The organism is Sphingomonas sp. FARSPH, assembly GCF_003355005.1.
Classification (GTDB): domain Bacteria; phylum Pseudomonadota; class Alphaproteobacteria; order Sphingomonadales; family Sphingomonadaceae; genus Sphingomonas.
Map to the genome: position 1 here is coordinate 889,881 of NZ_CP029985.1, position 20,217 is coordinate 910,097.

Annotated in this window: 15 protein-coding genes; 5 read left to right on the top strand and 10 right to left on the bottom strand. The window is 69.3% G+C overall.

Annotated elements, in window-relative coordinates:
• Positions 1–128: 128 nt before the first annotated feature.
• From bla to ptsP, 8 genes are all read right to left on the bottom strand, one after another.
• Positions 129–1,049, bottom strand: a complete 921-nt coding sequence (gene bla, locus DM480_RS04445; RefSeq protein WP_232834118.1) for a subclass B3 metallo-beta-lactamase — start codon at positions 1,047–1,049, stop codon at positions 129–131.
• 239 nt (positions 1,050–1,288) lie between these two features.
• A complete protein-coding gene (locus DM480_RS04450; protein WP_157968763.1) occupies positions 1,289–2,260 on the bottom strand; it encodes an alpha/beta fold hydrolase in 972 nt (323 codons plus the stop codon).
• Between the two features lie 466 nt (positions 2,261–2,726).
• Complete coding sequence (locus tag DM480_RS04455; RefSeq protein WP_232834119.1) at positions 2,727–3,113, bottom strand: hypothetical protein; 387 nt, start codon at positions 3,111–3,113, stop codon at positions 2,727–2,729.
• Between the two features lie 93 nt (positions 3,114–3,206).
• Positions 3,207–5,174 (bottom strand): ATP-dependent zinc metalloprotease FtsH, encoded by a 1,968-nt coding sequence (ftsH, locus tag DM480_RS04460; RefSeq protein ID WP_115377766.1) that lies wholly within the window; start codon positions 5,172–5,174, stop codon positions 3,207–3,209.
• A 131-nt stretch (positions 5,175–5,305) separates the two neighbouring features.
• Positions 5,306–6,319, bottom strand: coding sequence for a tRNA lysidine(34) synthetase TilS (tilS, locus tag DM480_RS04465; protein WP_115377767.1), 1,014 nt, complete (start codon positions 6,317–6,319; stop codon positions 5,306–5,308).
• Positions 6,282–7,232, bottom strand: a complete 951-nt coding sequence (locus tag DM480_RS04470) for a tetratricopeptide repeat protein (RefSeq protein ID WP_115377768.1) — start codon at positions 7,230–7,232, stop codon at positions 6,282–6,284. The genes tilS and DM480_RS04470 overlap by 38 nt, the downstream gene beginning before the upstream one ends.
• A 92-nt stretch (positions 7,233–7,324) precedes the next feature.
• On the bottom strand, positions 7,325–8,320 hold the full coding sequence (locus tag DM480_RS04475; protein ID WP_115377769.1) for a helix-turn-helix domain-containing protein: 996 nt from the start codon (positions 8,318–8,320) through the stop codon (positions 7,325–7,327).
• 107 nt (positions 8,321–8,427) lie between these two features.
• The gene (gene ptsP / locus DM480_RS04480; protein ID WP_115380841.1) at positions 8,428–10,701 is read right to left on the bottom strand and encodes a phosphoenolpyruvate--protein phosphotransferase; all 2,274 of its coding nucleotides are present in this window, start codon (positions 10,699–10,701) and stop codon (positions 8,428–8,430) included.
• A gap of 140 nt (positions 10,702–10,841) precedes the next feature.
• On the opposite strand from ptsP, the gene DM480_RS04485 reads away from it, so the two are divergent.
• Both DM480_RS04485 and DM480_RS04490 read left to right on the top strand, forming a co-directional pair.
• Entirely contained in the window at positions 10,842–11,603 is a 762-nt protein-coding gene (locus tag DM480_RS04485) for an ABC transporter ATP-binding protein (RefSeq protein WP_115377770.1), read from the top strand.
• Positions 11,604–11,608: 5 nt separating this feature from the next.
• Positions 11,609–13,027, top strand: coding sequence for a hypothetical protein (locus tag DM480_RS04490; RefSeq protein WP_115377771.1), 1,419 nt, complete (start codon positions 11,609–11,611; stop codon positions 13,025–13,027).
• A 36-nt stretch (positions 13,028–13,063) separates the two neighbouring features.
• Here the strand turns inward: DM480_RS04490 and ruvB are convergent, their stop codons facing one another.
• Positions 13,064–14,089, bottom strand: coding sequence for a Holliday junction branch migration DNA helicase RuvB (ruvB, locus tag DM480_RS04495; protein WP_115377772.1), 1,026 nt, complete (start codon positions 14,087–14,089; stop codon positions 13,064–13,066).
• Positions 14,090–14,237: 148 nt separating this feature from the next.
• On the opposite strand from ruvB, the gene DM480_RS04500 reads away from it, so the two are divergent.
• A complete protein-coding gene (locus DM480_RS04500; protein ID WP_115377773.1) occupies positions 14,238–14,495 on the top strand; it encodes a GlsB/YeaQ/YmgE family stress response membrane protein in 258 nt (85 codons plus the stop codon).
• Positions 14,496–14,677: 182 nt separating this feature from the next.
• On the opposite strand, the gene DM480_RS04505 is transcribed toward DM480_RS04500, so the two are convergent.
• The gene (locus DM480_RS04505; RefSeq protein ID WP_115377774.1) at positions 14,678–15,433 is read right to left on the bottom strand and encodes an SIMPL domain-containing protein; all 756 of its coding nucleotides are present in this window, start codon (positions 15,431–15,433) and stop codon (positions 14,678–14,680) included.
• Positions 15,434–15,657: 224 nt separating this feature from the next.
• Between DM480_RS04505 and DM480_RS04510 the strand changes: the two genes are divergently transcribed.
• A complete protein-coding gene (locus DM480_RS04510) occupies positions 15,658–16,845 on the top strand; it encodes an efflux RND transporter periplasmic adaptor subunit (RefSeq protein WP_115377775.1) in 1,188 nt (395 codons plus the stop codon).
• A 5-nt stretch (positions 16,846–16,850) separates the two neighbouring features.
• A complete protein-coding gene (locus DM480_RS04515; RefSeq protein ID WP_115377776.1) occupies positions 16,851–20,078 on the top strand; it encodes an efflux RND transporter permease subunit in 3,228 nt (1,075 codons plus the stop codon).
• Positions 20,079–20,217: the final 139 nt, after the last annotated feature.

Genomic DNA, 20,217 nt, shown 5'->3' on the forward strand with positions numbered 1-20,217 from the left:
CTTTTCGACGACCGAAGGCCAGGCCGGGGGCCGGATCGGCGACTGCATGCGACGAAAAGGCGATGCCATCCCGCAGGAGGACGCCGGCTATCCGCTGGACAGGATGACGGCCGATCGGCTCCAAGACCTCACGATCCTGCGCGGCCCCCGCCGCGTTCGCGCGCCAGCCGCGCATCCAGCGCCTTTTGCCCCGCCGCCGCATAGTCGCGGCAGGCGTTCGGCGCGGCCAGCGGCGCCTTGCCGTCCAGCCGCTCGTACAGCTCGCTCGCCCCCGGATGCGGCGTGACGATCAGGTCGCAGGGCAGGGCGGCGACACGGTCCAGCGCCGCGCGGAACCGACGGACATAGGCGGGATGGTCGACGAACCGATAGCCGTCCGCCGACACCGCACTGACGCTGTCGGCATAGGCGACGCGCCGGCACGTCACGCCCGCGCAGCTGCGCCACGTCCACGACGTGCTGCCCGGCGCATGGCCCGGCGTCGCATGCGCGGTCAGCCGCAGCGACCCCAGCACGATCGTCTCCCCGTCGCGTATCACGCGGCCGACCCGCACCGGCGCGAACGGCGGCAGGCTGCCCCCCGCCTGCGGATCGCCAGCGATCGGGCGGCCGCGCTCCAGCCCCGGCTTCTCCGCTGCGGTCGCGACGATCGTCGCCCCCGTCGCGCGCGCCAGCGCGGCGAACCCGCCGGCATGGTCGACATGCTCATGGCTCGACAGCAGCAGACGCACGTCGCGCGGCGCGAGGCCCAGCCGGCGGATGTTGGCGAGGATGCCCGGCGCGGCTTCCGCCGTCGCCGCATCGATCACGATCGCGCCGCGATCCCCCGCGACCAGCAGCACGGTGATCCCGCACGTGCCGATGTCGTAGACGTTGGCGAAGATGCGCACCGGCGGCGCGGCATCGCTCCACCCGTCCTTGCCCGCGCAGGTGGCGCGATGCTCGGCGATCGGCGCGGGGCGAAGCGTCGGCCCCCGCATCGCCGCCGGCCCCGCCCCGGTGGCGACTCCCGACACGAGCGCCAATCCAATCGCCATCACCGCTTTCATGCCCAGCTCTCCCGTCGATCGGATACCGTGATAGGCCCAGCCGGTTCGAAACACGACCGAACCCCCGATCGGCTCACCCCGAAATGACACGGGTCTGGCGGCCTTGGCGACCACTATTGGCGGTGAGGCGAAACGGCGGCTTTCAGGAATGTGGTTACCAATAGCAGTCGTTGTCGGATTACCACCTTTCCCGAAAAGGATCGAGTTTCGGGACAGCTGCCCTATGTACTTGCCGTGCGTCAGCGGTGGCCAGTCACGATCAGGTCGGCCAAGACGTTAGGCTGTTCGACATGTACGAAATGACCAGCCTCAGGCACGGTGACGATTGTGCCTCCCGCTTGCTGGACCGCCGCAAGCTCCTGGGGGCTGGTGACGTGGTCGCCTTCTCCACGTACCAGCAGCATCGGTTTCTGCCATTGCGCGATAGACGGCAGCATCGGCTTGCGGGTCGACGGTTCCGCCAACAAAGACTTGCCGGGGATCGCGCCTTGCGACCAGCGAGCTTCCGGCAAACCCGCAGATGCGGCGAGGCGGGAGAAGATATCGCGATTTTTGGCGGCGTAAACGTAGAGGTCCTGGCGACGTTCGCCTAAAGCTGCCAGCGTTCGATCCATGGTTTCGAGGAATTGGACATCGAACGGCGTTGCCGGATCGGCCAGGCGCTCTGCCTGATTGGCCGCGGCGATGTCGCGACCGTTGAGCGATTGCGCCGCTGCCGAGCAGAGCCAGCGAAACGAACTGGCCAGATCGATCGAAGGGCATTCCAGTATCAGCCGATCCACCCGCTGCGGGTGGGCAAGTCCGTAGCGAAGGGCAACCATACCGCCGAAACTGTGGCCCATGACTTGCCACCGGGGGATCGCCAATGCGGACCGGATCGCCTCAAAATCGGCAATGAGATCATCCACAGTCACCTTGGTGCCGGCAGGCAGAGGGGAGGATCGCAGAACGCCGCGCTGATCGACGCTGATCAATCGCACGCGCCCTTCAAGCGGGCCTTTCATATAGTGTTCGAAGTCGAGCGCTCCAATTCCCGGCCCGCCATGAATGTAAAGGAGCACGGGTGCATCGCGCGGTCCGCTGTCATCAACCCAAAGGTGCTGACCGTTTACCCAAAGGTGCTGACCGTTTACGGCGAGAAGCTTGCCGGTACGGCCCGTTTCGGCTGTGGCGACTGACCCCAATGCGCTTGCGATGGTGAGGCTGGCCATGTGCTGGATCAGTTGTCGACGATTCATATCTGACGCCTCTCTGCTGCCACCGGATCGATTACTACAGGTCGCACAGCTATTGATGCGATGTCACCCTCGCCGTCTACCGACACGGTGAAGCATTCCCGATTGGGAACCGAGTGTGGGAAGGCGGCCCTGCGGATCATGCCGAAAGGCTTCCGAAGCACCGGCTTTCCCAAAATCTGTTCCCGATTGCTCTTTCCCAAAATTTCCTTTCGAGGATGGGGAAACGGGAATGGTCGGGCTAGACCAATGTCCGCTTTCGGGAAGGTAGATTATGGGCCTGAGCGTCCAAGTTTGGCGATCCGGGACGCTTGCAGTTGATTGGTCACGGACTTCGGTCAGTGGCGATCTGCTCCTTCTGTGAAGGCTAAACAACGATCCAACGGCCGAGACTCAAATGCCCCGGAACGACGGCGGCCGGCCAAGCCCCCACCGCCCCGCCTCAAATACCCTGCGGCCGTGCGCCGCATGGGAAGCGCTTCGCCAGCACGCGCGCATAGCCGTCCTTGAGCGGCAGGCGCTTTTCGGCGGGGGACAGTTCGTCCAGCCCCGACAGCATGTCGAGGATGCCCAGCGACTCGCCTTCGGGAATGCAGGCGATCGGCGGCTTGCCCGCCGCGGCGCGGGCGGCGCGGTCCGCCTTCAGCGCGCGCGTCGCGGCGTCCGCCTCCGCCTTCAGCACCGGATAGTCCGGGTTGGTCAGCGCGGTGAACGGGTTGGACCGCAGCGGCGCGGCCTTGGACAGGAAGGTGCCGACGCTCATCGCGGCATCGGCGGGCGCCGCGACGAGCAGCGCGGCGGCAAGAAATACGGGCATTTTGAACGACATCGGCGGCACTCCGCTATGGAATGCCGCCGACTATCGCGCGTTGCCTTTAGGCTCGATGAACCGGACCGGACCCGTTCGCCCGGCCCCGCCTGTTCAGGCGCCGAGCGGGCTCGGCTGGCCGAACGGGCCGCCGGGGCGGCGCGTCTTGGGGATCGAGGTGCCTGCACGCGGAACGTTCGACTTGGGGCTCGGATCGGGCCGGCCAATCTCCTCGCCCGCGATCAGCTTCTTGATCTCGTCGCCCGACAGCGTCTCATATTCGAGCAGCGCGCCGGCGAGCAGGTGGAGCTGGTCGACATGCTCGGTCAGCACGTGCTTCGCCTTGGCGAGGCCGCCTTCGACGATGCCCTTGATCTCGTCGTCGATCAGCTGCGCGGTCGCGTTCGACATCCGCACCGGCTGGCTCGACGAATAGCCCAGGAACGATTCGCCTTCGGGCTGCGCATATTCCACGGGTCCGACCTTGTCCGACATGCCCCATTTGGTGACCATGTCGCGGGCGAGGCCGGTGGCGTACTGGATGTCGCCGCTCGCGCCGCTCGACACCTTGTCGTACCCGAAGATGATCTCCTCGGCGACGCGGCCGCCCATGCTCACCGCCAGGTTCGCGTACATCTTGTCGCGGTGATAGCTGTAGCTGTCCCGCTCCGGCAGGCGCATCACCATGCCCAGCGCGCGGCCGCGCGGGATGATCGTCGCCTTGTGGATCGGGTCGGACGCCGGCTCGTGCAGCGCGACGATCGCGTGGCCCGCCTCGTGATAGGCGGTCATCCGCTTCTCGTCCTCGGTCATCACCATTGAACGCCGCTCGGCGCCCATCATGACCTTGTCCTTCGCCTCCTCGAACTCGGCCATCGCGACGAGCCGCTTCCCCTTGCGCGCCGCCATCAGCGCCGCCTCGTTGACAAGGTTGGCGAGGTCCGCGCCCGAAAAGCCCGGCGTGCCGCGCGCGATCGTGCGCGCGTCGACGTCAGGCGCCAGCGGCACCTTCTTCATATGGACTTCGAGGATCTTGATCCGGCCCTCGATATCGGGGCGCGGCACGACGACCTGGCGATCGAAGCGGCCCGGGCGCAGCAGCGCCGGATCGAGCACATCGGGGCGGTTGGTCGCGGCGACGATGATGATACCCTCGTTGGCCTCGAACCCGTCCATCTCGACGAGCAGCTGGTTCAGCGTCTGCTCGCGCTCGTCGTTGCCGTTGCCCAGGCCCGCGCCGCGATGGCGGCCGACCGCGTCGATCTCGTCGATGAAGACGATGCACGGCGCGCTCTTCTTCGCCTGTTCGAACATGTCGCGCACGCGGCTCGCGCCGACGCCGACGAACATCTCGACGAAGTCGGAGCCCGATATGGTGAAGAACGGCACCCCCGCCTCGCCCGCGATCGCGCGGGCGAGCAGGGTCTTGCCGGTGCCGGGCGATCCGACCAGCAGCGCGCCCTTCGGGATCTTGCCGCCCAGGCGGGCGAATTTGGTCGGGTCCTTCAGGAACTCGACGATCTCGGTCAGCTCGGCGCGCGCCTCGTCGATGCCCGCGACATCGTCGAACGTGACCTTGCCCTCCTTTTGCGTCAGCATCCGCGCACGGCTCTTGCCGAAGCCCATCGCGCCGCCGCCGGTGTTCTTCTGCATCTGTTTCAGCACGAAGAAGGCGATGCCCAGGAACAGCAGGAACGGCAGCGACTGGTACAGCAGCAGCATCCACATCGACGTCCCCTCGTCGGGCTTGGCCGATATGGTGACGTTCTTCTGGCGCAGATGCGGGACCAGCGTGGGGTCGGAGATCGGATAGGTACGGAACTTGTCGCCGCTCGTCCCCGTGCCGGTGATGACGTCGCGGCTGATCGCCACGTCCTTCACCGTGCCCTCGTCAACGCGGTCGAGAAATTTCGAATAGGGGATCGTGTTCGCGCCCGCCGAAGAGGTCGCACCGCTGAACTGCGTCAGGAACAGCCCGACGGCGAGCAGGATGCCGACCCAGATCAACAGGCTCTTCATCCAGGGATTGCCGCCCCCGCCGTTGCCGCCGTCGCCCTGGGGCTGCTTGTCGTTGTCGTTCATGCGAAAGCCTTTCGCGCCCAAGATAGGCGCATGCCGGTTAATGGCAATGGAACACGCGGCGACTTTGGCCGATCATGGTGAACGGTGCGGCGCAATGTTCCGCCGTCCCGGTCCGTCTTCCGACGATCGCCTCACCCCGTCCGGCGCGCCGGCGCGGGGCGAAAGCGCCATTCCTCGCCCGTCGCCGCCGCGACCACGCCCGCCTGCGTCGCCCGCTTGCCCGCGGCGAGCGCGTCGAGCAACGCCTCGACATTGGCGGCCTCGCTCCATTTCGGCGCCGACAGATCGGCGGCGGCGATGACATGGCCGATCGCGCGCCGCGCCAGCCGCCGCGTCAGCTCGCGCGGCAGTCCCGCGACGCGCACGCGCACGCCGACGCCGTTGACGCTCGCCCGCTCCCCCCACAGCCAGTCGACGATCGCGCGCACGTCGCCGTCGGCGTCGCCCAGCGCCGCCGCCGCGCGCGCGAGCTGCGGCGGCCCCAGCCATTCGTTGGCGTCGAGCAACCGGCGAAAGCGCGTGCGGTCGTGCGCGGGATCGTGATTGGCGGGATCGTCGACGAAGGGGATTTCCAGCCGCCGCACGATCGCGCGCAATTCCGCGCGCCGCCATTCGAGCACCGGCCGCACCACGACGACGTCGTCGATCACCGCGCGCGGCCGGACGCCTGCCAGCCCCGACAGCCCCGATCCGCGCGCCGCGCGCATCAGAAAGGTTTCCGCCTGGTCATCGACATGATGCGCGGTCGCCAGCGCCTCCGCGCCGATCGCGCGCGCGTGCCCGGCGAGCAGGCCATAACGCGCGGTCCGCGCCGCCGCCTGGATGCTCGCGCCGGTGATGGCGGCATGCGGCGCCAGCGTCGCATGCGGCACGCCGATCGCCGCGCAATGGTCCGCGACCATCGCCGCCTCCGCCGCCGCTTCGGGGCGCAGCCGGTGATCGACGCTGGCGACCGCGATCCCGCCCGGCATCGCCGCGGCCGCCAGTGTCAGCATCGCCATGCTGTCCGGCCCGCCCGACACGGCGAGCAGCACCGGCGCGCGGGGTTCATGCCCCAGCGCGCGGATCAGGTCGTGGCGGAACCGGTCGCTTTCCGCGACGATCGGCTCACTTGCACTTGGCGGCGGTACGGCCCTTCTCGACATCGGCCTTCATCTGGGAAGTGATCTTCCCTCCGTAAACATCCGTCAGCTCGCCGTACACCTTGCAGGCGTCGGCGGGCTTGTTGAGCTTCATCAACGCCTGCGCGAGGTAATAGAGGCTGTCCGGCGCGCGCTCGCCATCGGGCATCTTCTTGTAATTGTCGTAGAACGCCATCGACGCAAGGCTCGGCTTGCCCTCGTCCAGATAGGCGCGGCCCAGCAGGTTCTGCGCATAGCTGGCGCGGCGCGACTTGGGATAGTCGGCGACCACCTTCTTCAGCTGTACCTCGGCCTGCGGATATTGCTTCGCCGCCCACAGACGATAGCCGTACATATACTCGTCCTCGGCGGCATTGCCCGTCGAGGGTTTGACCACGCCGGCGGCGGCGGCCGGCGTGTCGGTGGCGGCGGTGTCGACCGGCTTGGCGGCAGTCGTGCCGCCGCGCACCGGCTTCACGGGCGCGGGGCGCGCCGGTGCCGGCGCAGTATCACCCGCCAGGCTTTCGTCGGCGGTGACGGGCGTCGGCGCCGGTGCAGGCGCACTCGCCAGCGTCTTCAGCTTCGCGTCCGTCGCGCGCTTGTACGCGTCGAACGCGTCCTGCAGCTGGCGCAGCTTGTAGCCGTTCTGCTCGATCTGGTTGGTCATCGACGCCATCTGCTCCTCGAGCGAGGTGACGCGGCCGGTCAGGTCGGTGATCGCGCCCGTCGCGGGGACGCCGCCCGCCTGCACCGGCGTGTCGGGGCGCGTCACCTCGGGCTGCAGATACTGGCCCGCGCCGCCCGGGAAGACCTTGCGCTGCACCGCGCGCATCTCGCTTTCCAGCTTGCCGACGCGGCCGTCGATATTGCTCTGCGCGAACGCGGCGGCGGGAAACAGCGCGGCGGATGCGGCGAGCGCCCAGATGATCTTACGCATGGTCCTGACGCCCCCCGGCGCAACTGATGGTAAATCCGGCGTTCGTCATAGCGGCATCGGGGCCGGTCCCGCCAGTCCTTATGGGCCGGCCGTTATGGCGTCGCGCCGTTCGTCGTCGGCGCGGCGGCCGCGGGCGGCGCATCCGCCGCCTGCAGGTTCGCGCGCTGCACCTCGCTGAGCGCGGACGAGGCATCGCGGCGCGGCCGCGCGGACGCGCTGCGCCGTTCGCCCGCCCCCCGGCTCGCCACCGGCGACGAAGACGCCGCCGGCGTCGGGCTCGCGCCGGGCAAGGGCTGGCCCGCCAGCCGCGCGGCCATCGCCGCGCCGTCGATGCGCACGTCCTTGATCGGCCGCGATCCGTCGCCCAGCGGCGGCACCGCCGACCCGTTCAGCGTCACCGCCAGCTTGTCGGGCCGGCCGACGTTGATCATCGGCTGTTTAGCATCGGCCGGCACGTCATACGTGTCGCCCGGCTTCATCGTGTTCTGGAACAGCTTCCTGCCGTCGGCGTCGTAGACGCGCAGCCACACCTCGCCGTTGGCGGTCAGCCGCACCTGCCCACCCTGGACGGCGGCGGGGGTCGGCGTGGGCGTCGGCGCCGTCGCGGGCGTCACCGCCTGGCTTGCCACCGGCGCGCTCGACGGCGACGTCGTGTGCCCGCCCTGGAACAGGCTGGTGCCGTACCAGAGCGCGACGAGGATCAGCACCGCCAGCGCGACGCCCGCGCCGACGATCGCCACGCCGCGCGACGGCACGCGCGCCGGGTCGGCGGTTTCGTAAGGCACGTATTCCGGCTGGCGCGGCCCCAGCCGGTCCAGCTCGCGGCGCACGTCCTGCGCGACGCTCACCTCGTCCAGCCCGACCGCGCGGGCATAGGCCTTGGAAAATCCCATCGCATAGGTCGGCGAGGGCAGCTGGCCGTAACTACCCGTCTCCAGCGCCTCCAGATGCCGCTGCGGCACGCGGGTGCGGCCCGCGACCTCCGCCAGGCTCAGCCCGCGCGATTCGCGTGCCGCGCGCAACCGTCCGCCCGCGGTCGCCGGCGGAACTGGGTTGGCATCAGGCTGGCCGCGATCGACCTCGTCCATTCTATTCTCCAAGGGAGGTGGCCGTCTTTATAGCCGCCGCTGACGCGCGGACATTCCCAGAGGGCATCGGGCATGTCAACGCGGGTGCGGCACGCCTGAACGTCCGTTCAGGCCAGATCGACGCCGTTCTCCGCCGCCCAGGCCGCCAGTGCGCCGCGCATGTCGCGCGGCGGCGCGGCGAGCAACCCGTCGACGAACGCGCCGATCGCCGCCCGGTCCAGGCTGCGGACCATCGCCTTGATCGGCCCGACCGCCGCCGGGGTGATCGACAGGCGATCGATGCCCAGCCCGATCAGCGCCATCGCCTCCAGCGGCCGACCGCCCATCTCGCCGCACACGCCCAACGTCACGCCCGCCTCGCGCGCCGGGCCGATCACGCGGCGCAGGAAACGCAGGATCGACGGGCTCAGCCAGTCGTACCGTTCCGCCAGCTTGGGGTTGGCACGGTCCGCGGCGAACAGGAACTGTGTCAGGTCGTTGGTGCCGACCGACAGGAAATCGATGGTCGGCAGCAGCAGGTCGAGCTGTTCGGCAAGCGCCGGAACCTCCAGCATCGCGCCATAGCGGATTTCCAGCGGCAACCGCCGGCCGCGACCGGCGAGCCAGCTGCGCTGCGCCTCGAACAGCGCCTTGGCCTCGGCGAACTCCCACGCCTCGCTGACCATCGGGAACATGACGTGGAGAATGCGCCCCGCCGCCGCCTCGATCAGCGCGCGCGCCTGCGCCTTCATCAGCCCTTCGCGCTCCAGCGCAAGGCGCAGCGCGCGCCAGCCCATCGCCGGATTTTCCTCGTCGCCGTCGGCGTGGCTGAGGTAGGGCAGCGCCTTGTCGCCGCCGATGTCGACGGTGCGGAACACCACCGGCCGGTCGCCCGCCGCGTCCAGCACCTCGCGATACAATCGCTGCTGCCGCTCGCGCTGCGGCAGCGTCGCGGAAACGAGGAACTGGAATTCGGTGCGGAACAGCCCGATGCCGTCCGCCCCCGTCACGTCGAGCGCGGCGGCATCGTCGCGCAGGCCCGCGTTGACCATCACGGTGATGCGATGCCCGTCCTTCGTCACCGGCGGCACGTCGCGCAGCGCGGCAAAGGCGGCACGCCGCTTTTGCCTCAGCGCCAGTTTCGCCTCGAATGCCTCGTCCATCGCCGCCGAAGGACGCGCGAACACATTGCCCGCGACTGAATCGAGCAGCAACAGGTCGCCTTCCGCGATGAGCCGACGCACATCGCGCACCCGGCCGAGCACCGGCACCCCCATCGCGCGCGCGACGATCGTGACGTGCGCGGTCAGCGACCCTTCCTCCAGGATCACGCCCTTCAGCCGGCGCTTGTCATATTCCAGCAGTTCGGCCGGCCCCAGGTTGCGCGCGATCAGGATCGTGTCCTGCCTCAGGCCCAGCTGCGCTGCGGTGCCCATCTGCCCCGACACGATGCGCAACAACCGGTTGGACAGGTCCTCCAGATCGTGCATCCGGTCGGCGAGCAGAGGATCGTCGATCTGCCGCATCCGCTGGCGCGTGCGCTGCTGGACGCGCTCGATCGCGGCTTCGGCGGTGAGCCCGGAATCGATCGCCTCGTTGATCCGCCGCGCCCAGCCCTCGTCGTAGGCGAACATTTTGTACGTCTCGAGCACCTCCTTGTGCTCGCCGTCGACGCCGAACTCCGCCTCGCGCGTCATCCGCTCGATCTGCTCGCGCATCTTGTCGAACGCGGCATAGACGCGGTGCCGCTCGGCATCGATGTCCTCGGCGACGGTATGCTCGACGACGACGCGCGGCTGGTGGAACACCGCGAAGCCCGCGCCCATTCCCTCGACCAGCTTCAGGCCCATCAGGCGGACCGCCGCGGTCGACTGCACGCGGTCCTTCGCCGCACCCGCCGGGTCGATCAGCCCCGCGTTGGCGATCAGTTCGGACAGCACCATCGCCACCGTCTGCAACGCCTCGATCTCGACGTCCTGATACTTGCGTTGCTCGCTGTGCTGCACCGCCAGCACGCCGACCGCGCGCTCGCGCCGGATGATCGGCACGCCGGCGAAGCTGTGATAGCGTTCCTCGCCCGTTTCGGGCTTGTAGGCGAAGTCGGGATGGCTCGCCGCCTCGTCGAGGTTGAGCACCTCCACCCCTTCGGCGATCGTGCCGACCAGCCCCTCGCCCAGCGCCAGCTTGGTGACGTGCACCGCCTCCTTGGCGAGGCCGCGCGTCGCGAACAGCTCCAGCACGCCCTCGCGCAGCAGGTAGATCGAGCAGACCTCGCTATCCATCGCCTCGGCGATGATGCCGACGACCGCGTCCAGCTTCGCCTGCGCAGGATTGCGGCCCGCCATCACGTCGTGCAGGCGGGTCAGGATTTCGCGGGCAGAGGCGGCGGCCGAACTGGGCATCATCGGCGGCTATCAGAAGCCATCGCGCCATGCCACGCAACATTCTTTTGAACCCCGCGGAACAAAACCCATTTTCGATGCTGTTGTGCAGCCGCATCGGCTTGTGCCACCCCCGGGGATCGGCGACAGACACGGCCGACATGCACGAACCCGCCCCCGTCCCCGCCCCGGCCGTCCCCGCCCTGGCCGTCCGCGGCCTCGCCAAACGCTTCGACCGCCCCGTCATCGCCGATCTCGACCTGACGATCCGTGCGGGCGAGCTCTACGCGCTGCTGGGCGCTAACGGCGCGGGCAAGACGACGACGCTGCGCATGGTCACCGGCCTTGCCGCGCCCGACGCGGGGTCGATCCACATCTTCGGCATCGACGCGCGCCGCGATCCGCTCGCCGCCAAGGCGATCACCGCCTGGCTGCCCGACGATCCGATGCTCTACGACAAGCTGACGCCGTCGGAATATCTCGCCTTCGTCGCCGGCCTGTGGCGGATGGAGCCCGGCCATGCCGCCGCGGAGGCCGAACGCCTGCTCCACTGGCTCGACCTGTGGGACCAGCGTGACACAAGGTGCGAGGGTTTCTCGCGCGGCATGAAGCAGAAGGTCGCGCTCGCCGCCGCGCTGATCCACGATCCGCGGCTACTGATCCTCGACGAGCCGCTGACCGGGCTCGACGCGGCGATGGCGCGCAGCGTCAAGGACGCGCTGCGCGCCGAGGTGGACAAGGGCAAGACCGTCATCGTCACCACGCACATCCTCGACGTCGCGGAACGGATGGCGGACCGGATCGGCATCCTCGCCGGCGGCCGACTGATGGCGGAGGGCACGCTCGCCGAACTGCGCCACCAGGCGGGGACGGAGGGGATGACGCTGGAGGATACGTTCATCCGCCTGACCGGCGGGCTTTGAAGGGCATGACGCGTCCCGGATCGTTGCCCTGGCTCGTCGCCCACGAAATGCGCCTCGCCTGGCGCGGCCGGCCGCGCGGCTGGGGCAGCCTGATCGTCGTCGGCGTGCTGCTCGGCGCCTATCTGCTGGGCGGCATCGCGGTGGCGGTCGCGCTGGCCGGTACGCCCCTGCATCCCGTCCCCGCGCTCGGCCCCGGCATCTTCGGCGCGACCGTGCTGCTCGTCTCGCTGATGACGACGCAGGCGATGCTCGCCAGCCAGCAGACGCTGTACGGCACGCGCGACCTCGACCTCATGCTCACCGCGCCGCTGCCGCCGCGGCGCGCGATCCTCGCCAAATTGCTCGGCATCGCCGCCTCCGTCGTCGTCACCGCGGCGCTGCTGCTGCTCCCCGCGCTACTGCCGATCGCGCTGATCGGCCATCCCCGGCTGCTCGGCGCGGTCGCGCTGCTCGCCATCCTCGCCGCCGCCGCCGCCGCGATCGGCCTTGCGCTCACCCTGGCAATCGCCCGGCTCGCCGGCCCGCGCGCGGCGCGTACCGCGGGACAGATCGCGGCGGCGGTGATGGGGGGCGCCTTCTTCCTCACGACGCAGATCGTCGGCCATCAGAAGGACGGCGCGGCGCGCGGCCTGTTCGGCTGGTTCGAGGCGCATCGCATCGGCGCGGACGGGTGGAGCGCGCTGCCCTTCCGCGCGGCGTTCGGCGACGGCACCGCGCTGTCGCTGATGAGCCTCGTCTCGATCGCGCTGTTCGTCGCGGTCGGCGTGGTGCTCGAACGCCAGTTCCTGTCGACCTATGCCGACGGCGGCATGCACCTGTCGCGCCGCCGACGCCCCGCGCGCGGGCTCGCCGGGCTGTTCCACGCCTCGCTCGGCCGCACGATCTTCGCCAAGGAATGGCGCCTGCTCGCGCGCGATCCCGCGCTGATCGCGCAGATCCTGATGCGCCTCATCTACATGCTGCCGATCGTCTTCGTCGGGCTGCGCCACGGCGGGGGCGGGTCGCTCGCGCCGATGCTCGCCTTCGCCGCTGTGCTCATCGCCAGCCAGCTCGCCGGCAGCCTCGCCTGGCTCGCCTTGTCGGCGGAGGATGCGCCCGAACTGCTCGCGGTCGCGCCGATCGACATCCGCCTCGTCCGCCGGGCGAAGCTCACCGCCGCGCTGGCGATCGCCGCGCCGTTCGCGATCCTGCCCGCGCTCGCGATCGCATCGATGACCGTGGCGGGCGCGCTCGTCACGTTGGTGATGGCCGCGCTCGCCAGCATCGCCACGGGCGCGATCGAACTGGCGATGGGCAAACCCGCATCGCGCACCAGTTTCGCGCGCCGGCAAAAAGGCTCGCTCGCCGCATCGCTGCTGACGCTGCTCGTTGCGATCGTCTGCGGCGGCGGTACCGCCGCGGCGGTGTTCTTCCTGGTGCGCTAACCGCCGATCTGGCATGCCGGATCAGGGGCGGCCCCCTCACCCGTCGAACAGGCCGTCCTGGCTGCCGACCGGCGGGTTGAGGCCCAGATGCTTCCACCCGCCCGCGTTGAGCACGCGCCCGCGCGCGGTCCGCGCCACCAGCCCCAGCTGGATGAGATAGGGCTCGATCACCTCCTCGATCGTGTCGCGCGGTTCGGACAGGCCCGCGGCCAGCGTCTCGACGCCGACCGGCCCGCCGCGATAGATGTCGGCGATCATCGTCAGATAACGCCGGTCCATCGCATCGAGGCCCAGCGCGTCGACCTCCAGCCGGTTGAGCGCGCGGTCCGCGACGCCGGCATCGACCACTGCGACGCCCGCGACATTGGCGAAATCGCGGACCCGGCGCAGCAGCCGCCCGGCGATGCGCGGTGTCCCCCGCGCGCGCCGCGCGATCTCCGCCGCGCCGTCCGCCGCGATGCCCAGCTCCAGCAGCCCCGCCGCGCGCGACACCACCCGCGTCAGTTCCTCGACCGTATAGAATTGCAGCCGCACCGGAATGCCGAACCGGTCGCGCAAGGGCGTGGTCAACAGCCCCTGCCGCGTCGTCGCGCCGACCAGCGTGAAGCGCGGCAGGTCGATGCGCACGCTGCGCGCCGACGGTCCCTCGCCGATCATCAGGTCGAGCGCGCGATCCTCCATCGCCGGATACAGCACCTCTTCCACCGCCGGCTGCAACCGGTGGATCTCGTCGATGAACAGCACGTCGCCGTCCTCGAGGTTGGTGAGCAGCGCGGCCAGATCGCCCGACTTGGCGATAACCGGGCCGGACGTCGCGCGAAAGCCGACGCCCATCTCGCGCGCGATGATCTGCGCCAGCGTCGTCTTGCCGAGGCCGGGCGGCCCAAAGAACAAGACATGGTCCAGCGCGTCGCCGCGCCCGCGCGCCGCCTCGATGAACACGCGCAGATTCTCGCGCGCCGCCTGCTGGCCGACGAAATCGTCCAGGCTGCGCGGGCGCAGCGCGGCGTCGACGTCCTCGGGACGGCGGGCGGCGGTCAACAGGCGGTCGGCGTCGGTCACGCTTCGTTCCGTAGCGTCTGGGTGCGGCGCGGCAAAGGAAAATGACCTGTCAAGCACAATCCTTCGCAACCGAAACGCCCGCGGAACATTTCGCCTGCCTCGAGAGTATTTTTGGCAGAGCCCGCACACGGGCTGAACGGAGGGACCTATGGGTATCATTCTTTGGCTTATCGTCGGCGGCGTCATCGGTTGGCTCGCCAGCATCATCATGCGCACCGACGCGCAGCAGGGCATCTTCCTGAACATCGTCGTCGGCATCGTCGGCGCGTTCCTCGGCGGCCTGATCATCAACGGCGGCTCGATCAACAACGCCGGTCTGACGCTGCAGTCGTTCCTGGTGTCGCTGCTCGGCGCGGTGATCCTGCTCGGGATCGTCAACCTGGTGCGTCGCGGCAGCGTCCGCTAAGCCCACCCGGCTGAACGCGAAAAGGGCCGTCCGGGCGACCGGGCGGCCTTTTTTCGTGCCTTCGAATCCTCCCCTGCTTTTGCAGGGGAGGGGGAGCGCTCGCGAAGCGAGTGGTGGAGGGGCAGCCAAGCAGCGCTATCGCATGGAGCTGCCCCTCCCCGCTCTGCGGGGAGGAATGTCCGTCACTGCAACAGGAAGCGCACCGACAGCGTCACCGTCACGTCCTTCTCCCCCGGCGCGATCTGCGTCGGCGCGGCATCCGCCCGCACTCGCATCATCATCATCGGCCGCACCGGCTCGCCGCCGCCCGCATCCTGCCCGGCTTCCGAGATGGACACGACGCGCGCGACGCGCAGCCCCGCCGCCGCGGCATAGATCTCCGCCTTCGCGCGGGCGCGCTTCACCGCATCGGTGCGCGCCTCGTCCAGTGCGGCGTCGGGCTTGTCGATCGACAGGGTCGGCCCCTCGATCTGGTTCGCCCCCTGCGCGACCAGCGCGTCCAGGATCGTGCCCGATGTGGCGACGTCGCGGAAGCGGATCGAAACCGTGTTGGTCGCCTGATAGCCGGTGATCGCCGGCGGCTGGTTGTCGGCGTAGCGATATTGCGGGCTGAGGTTCACCGTCGAGGTCGCGATGTCGCGCGCCGCGACGCCGGCGCGCTTCAGCGCCGCCATCACCCGCGCCATCCTTTGCGCATTGTCCGCCAGCGCCGCCGCCGCACTCGGCGCCTGCGACACGACGCCCGCGCGGATCGTGGCGAGGTCGGGCACGCGCGTCGTGCGCCCCTCCGCGCTCACCTCCAGCACCGCGCCGCTCGCGGGGATCAGTGGCTCGACCGTCTGCGCCGCCCCCTGCCCCGCCTGCTGCGCATATGCGGGCACCACAAGCCCCGCGGCCATCGCCGCCACCATCGCGACCGAACCCGTCCTGCCTGTCATGTTCCTACGTCTCCCGTGGATGTTGCCGTGATGGAACGATCCTTGGCGCCGTCCGGATCAACCGCGGCTGAACGGGGCTTTGTGTTGCGATGACGCGGGGTTTCGGGCATGCCGCCCATTGCTCGCCCGGGGGGGCTTGAGCACAGTGATATATTCAGATAATACAGCCGCCGGAAACGCGGGCATCGTCGATGCGGGGCGGTGCGAATGGGGATGGGACGGGCATGAATTACGAGACGGGATCGATCGGGCACGAAGAGCGGCTGGCGCTCCCCGGTGAGCCGGCGCCGACCGGGCGCGCCCGCCGGATCGTCGTCACCGTGCTCGTCGTCGCGGCGCTGGTCGTCGTCGGCTGGCTGCTGTTCGGCCGCAAGCACGAGGCGCCCACAACCAAGGGCGCGGACCAGATGCCGCTCGTCACCGTCGTCGTGCCCGGCCGCCAGCTCGTCGACCGCACCGTCAACGCCACCGGCACGCTCGCCGCGAAGCGCGACCTGCCCGTCGGCGTCGCCGGCGAGGGCGGGCTCGTCACGCGCGTCCTCGCCGAACCGGGCCAGTGGGTGAAGGCGGGCCAGGTGCTCGCCACCGTCGACCGTTCGGTGCAGCAGCAGACCGCGCAGAGCCTCGCCGCGCAGGTCGCCGTCGCCAAGTCGGACCAGGACATCGCGCAGGCGGAACTCGACCGGGCGCAGGCGCTCGTCGATCGCGGCTTCATCGCGAAGGCGGATCTGCAGCGCAAGGCCGCGACCCGCGACGCCGCCGCCGCGCGCGTCCGCGTCGCGCAGGCCGCGCTGCGCGAGACGCAGGCGAGGAACGGCCGCCTCGACATCCGCGCGCCCGCCGCCGGCCTCGTCCTGACGCGCCAGGTCGAACCGGGCCAGATCGTCAGCGGCGGTTCGGGCGTCCTGTTCCGCATGGCGATGGACGGCCAGCTCGAATTGCGCGCGCAGGTGGCCGAATCCGATCTCGCCGGCCTCCATGTCGGCTCGCGCGCCACCGTCACCCCCGTCGGCAGCGCGCGCAGCTTCCCCGGCACCGTGTGGCAGCTGTCGCCCGTCATCGACCCGCAGACGCGCCAGGGCACCGCGCGCGTCCAGATCGCCTATGATCCCGCGCTGCGTCCCGGCGGCTTCGCGACCGCGACGATCGTCGGCGGCGCGGGCCAGGCGCCGATCCTGCCCAATTCGGCGCTGCAGAGCGACGACAAGGGCAGCTTCGTCTATATCGTCGGCAAGGACGACAAGGTCGAACGCCGCAACGTGAAGGTCGGCGAGGTGTTCGACACCGGCATCACCATCGCCAGTGGCCTCGACGGCACCGAACGCGTCGTCCAGTCGGCGGGCGGCTTCCTGTCGCCGGGGCAGAAGGTGAAACCGGTGGTGCGCGCCGCCACCCCCCTCAAGGCGAGCTGAACGTCATGAGCTTCCGCAACATCTCCGCCTGGGCGATCCGCAACCCGGTTCCCCCGATCGTCCTGTTCGTCGCGCTGACGCTCGCCGGCGTCGTCTCGTTCATGCGGATGAGCGTCAACAACGATCCCGACATCGACTTTCCTATCGCGATCGTCGTCATCAGCCAGCCCGGCGCCGCCCCGACGGAGCTCGAGAACCAGGTGACGCAAAAGGTCGAATCGGCGCTGCGCAGCCTGCAGGGCGTCGACGAGATCAACTCGACCGTCACCGAGGGCCAGTCGCAGACGGTCGTCCAGCTCGCGATCGGCACGCCGATCGATCGCGCGGTGGAGGACGTGAGGAGCGCGATCCAGCAGATCCGCAGCAACCTGCCCGACGGCATCCTCGAGCCGCAGGTGTTCCGCGCGAACACGACGGACAACGATCTCGCCAGCTATTCGGCGATCTCCAACGACATGACGGTCGAACAGCTCAGCTGGTACATCGACAATACCGTCACCAAGGAATTGCTGTCGGTGCCCGGCATGGCCGCGGTCAACCGCAACGGCGGCGTCAGCCGCGAAATCCGCGTCATCCTCGATCCCGCCAAGCTGCAGAGCCAGGGCCTGACCGCCAGCCAGGTCAACCAGCAGCTGCGCGCGATCAACCTCAACGCCGCGGGCGGCCGCGCGCAGATCGCGGGCGCCGAGGAATCGCTGCGCGTGCTCGGCAACGCCAAGAACGCCTATCAGCTCGGCCAGACATTGATCCCGGTCAGCGCCGGGCGCACCGTCCGCCTCGCCGACATCGCGCAGGTGCGTGACCTCTACGCCGAACAGCGCAGCCGCGCCGCTGTCGACGGTCGCCAGGCGATCAGCTTCGACTTCCAGCGCGCCAAGGGCGCCTCCGACGTCAGCGTGTTCAAGGGCGCGGTGCAAAAGCTCGCCGACCTCGAAAAGCGCAACCCGTCGGTGCATTTCGTGCTGCGCTCGAACAGCGTCAAATACACCGAAATGCAGTATGAAAGCGCGATCCACGCAATGATCGAGGGTGCGATCCTCGCCGTGCTGGTCGTCTTCCTGTTCCTGCGCGACATCCGCGCGACCTTGATCTCCGCGCTCGCCATCCCGCTGTCGGCGATCCCGACCTTCTGGTTCATGGATCTGCTCGGCTTCAACCTCAACCAGATGACGTTGCTCGCGCTCAGCCTCGTCGCGGGCGTGCTCGTCGACGATGCGATCGTCGAGATCGAGAACATCGTGCGCCACATGCGCATGGGCAAATCGGCGTATCAGGCGTCGATCGACGCGGCGGACGAGATCGGCCTCGCCGTGCTGGCAACGACGATGGCGATCGTCGCGGTGTTCATGCCGGTCAGCGTCATGCCCGGCATCTCGGGCCAGTTCTTCAAGAACTTCGGCCTCACCGTCGTGGTCTCCGTGCTGATGAGCCTTGCCGTCGCGCGGCTCGTCACGCCGATGATCGCGGCCTATTTCCTCAAGGCCGCGGGGCCCGCCACCCACGGCGAGGGGCGGTTGATGGACGGCTATATGGCCGTGCTGCGCTGGACGCTCGACAGCAGCCGCGCCAAGGCGAGCGCCGCGCGCGGCGGCTTCCACCGGATCACCGCGCGCCTGCGCGACCACCGCGTCTGGGTGTGCGGCATCGGCTTCCTGTCGTTCGTCCTGACGCTCGTCATGTTCGGCGTGCTGCCGATGCAGTTCAGCCCGGAACAGGACAGCGACACCTCGACCGCGACGATCGAGATGGTGCCCGGCAGCACGCTCGCGCAGACCGACGCCGTCGTCCGCCAGGTCGCCGCCTTCCTGCGCAAGCAGCCCGACGTCGAATCCGTCTATGCGCGCACCGGCCAGAACGGCGCGGTCAACACCGGCCGCGTCACTGCGACGCTGAAGGACGACCGCAAGCTCAAGAGCACCGAGTTCGAGCGCAAGCTCGCCCCCCAGCTCGCAAAAATTCCCGACGCGCGCGTCGGCTTCCGCTCGCAGTTCGGCTGGGGCTCGTCGGGCCGCGACATGACCGTCGTGCTCGGCGGCGACGATCCCGACCTGTTGATGAAGACCGCGAACCAGATCGTCGCGGAGATGAGCAAGCTGCCTTCGCTCACCGCGCCGCGCGTGTCGGGCAACATCATGCGGCCTGAAATCGTCATCAAGCCGCGCCTCGACCTCGCCGCCAACCTCGGCGTGACGACGCAGGCGCTGTCCAGCGCGATCCGCATCGCGACGCTCGGCGACATCGACCAGAATTCGGCGCGCTTCTCGCTGTCCGATCGCCAGGTGCCGATCCGCGTCGCGCTCGACGAGGGCGCGCGCACCGAATTGTCGACGATCCAGAACCTGCCCGTCACCACGCAGAACGGCGGTTCGGTGCCCTTGAGCGTCGTCGCCGACATCGGCCTTGGCGCAGGGCCCACCAAGATCGACCGCGTCAACCAGCAGCGCCAGCTGACGGTCGGTGCCGATCTCGCCCCCGGCGTCCTCGCCGGCGTCGCGCAGAAGCAGATCGACAATCTGCCGACGCTCAAGAACCTGCCGATCGGCGTCAACAAGCTGACGCTCGGCCAGCAGAAGTGGCAGGCGGAGATGATCAACAACTTCATCATCGCGGTGATCAGCGGCACCTTCCTCGTCTTTGCGGTGCTGGTGCTGCTCTACCGCCGCGCGCTGCCGCCGTTCGTCAACATGGGCTCGCTGCTCCTCGCGCCGCTCGGCGGCCTGCTTGCCCTGTGGGCGACGGGGACGCCAGTGTCGCTGCCGGTGTTCATCGGCCTGCTCATGTTGCTCGGCATCGTCGCCAAGAACTCGATCCTGCTCATCGACTTCGCGCTGGAGGAGATGGCGAAGGGCGTCGACACGCTCACCGCGATCATCGACGCCGGCCACAAGCGCGCGCAGCCGATCGTCATGACCACGGTCGCGATGGTCGCGGGCATGGTGCCGACCGCTTTGTCGCTGGGCGGTGACGGATCGTGGCGTGCGCCGATGGGCATCGTCGTGATGGGCGGTTTGACGCTGTCGACGCTGCTCACGCTGCTGATCGTGCCCGCCGCCTTCAGCCTGTCGGTCGGTATCGAGCGCTTCGTCGGCCCGCGCCTCGGCCGCCGCCTGCTCACCTATCGCCCCGGCGACGACGGCAGCGCGGTGATCGGCCTGGCGAACGATCCCCACGGTCCGCGCATCGGCCCCGCCCCCGGCCGCATCCGCTACGACGGCGACCAGCCGGCGGAGTGAGCCGGTCGCTGCGGTTGACGTCATCCCCGCGGAGGCGGGGATCCAGAAACGCGACGCCGGTTGGGACATTCCACCTCGGTTGCGCGTCTGGATCCCCGCCTTCGCGGGAATGACGCCCTTATGCCGAACCGCACAGCTT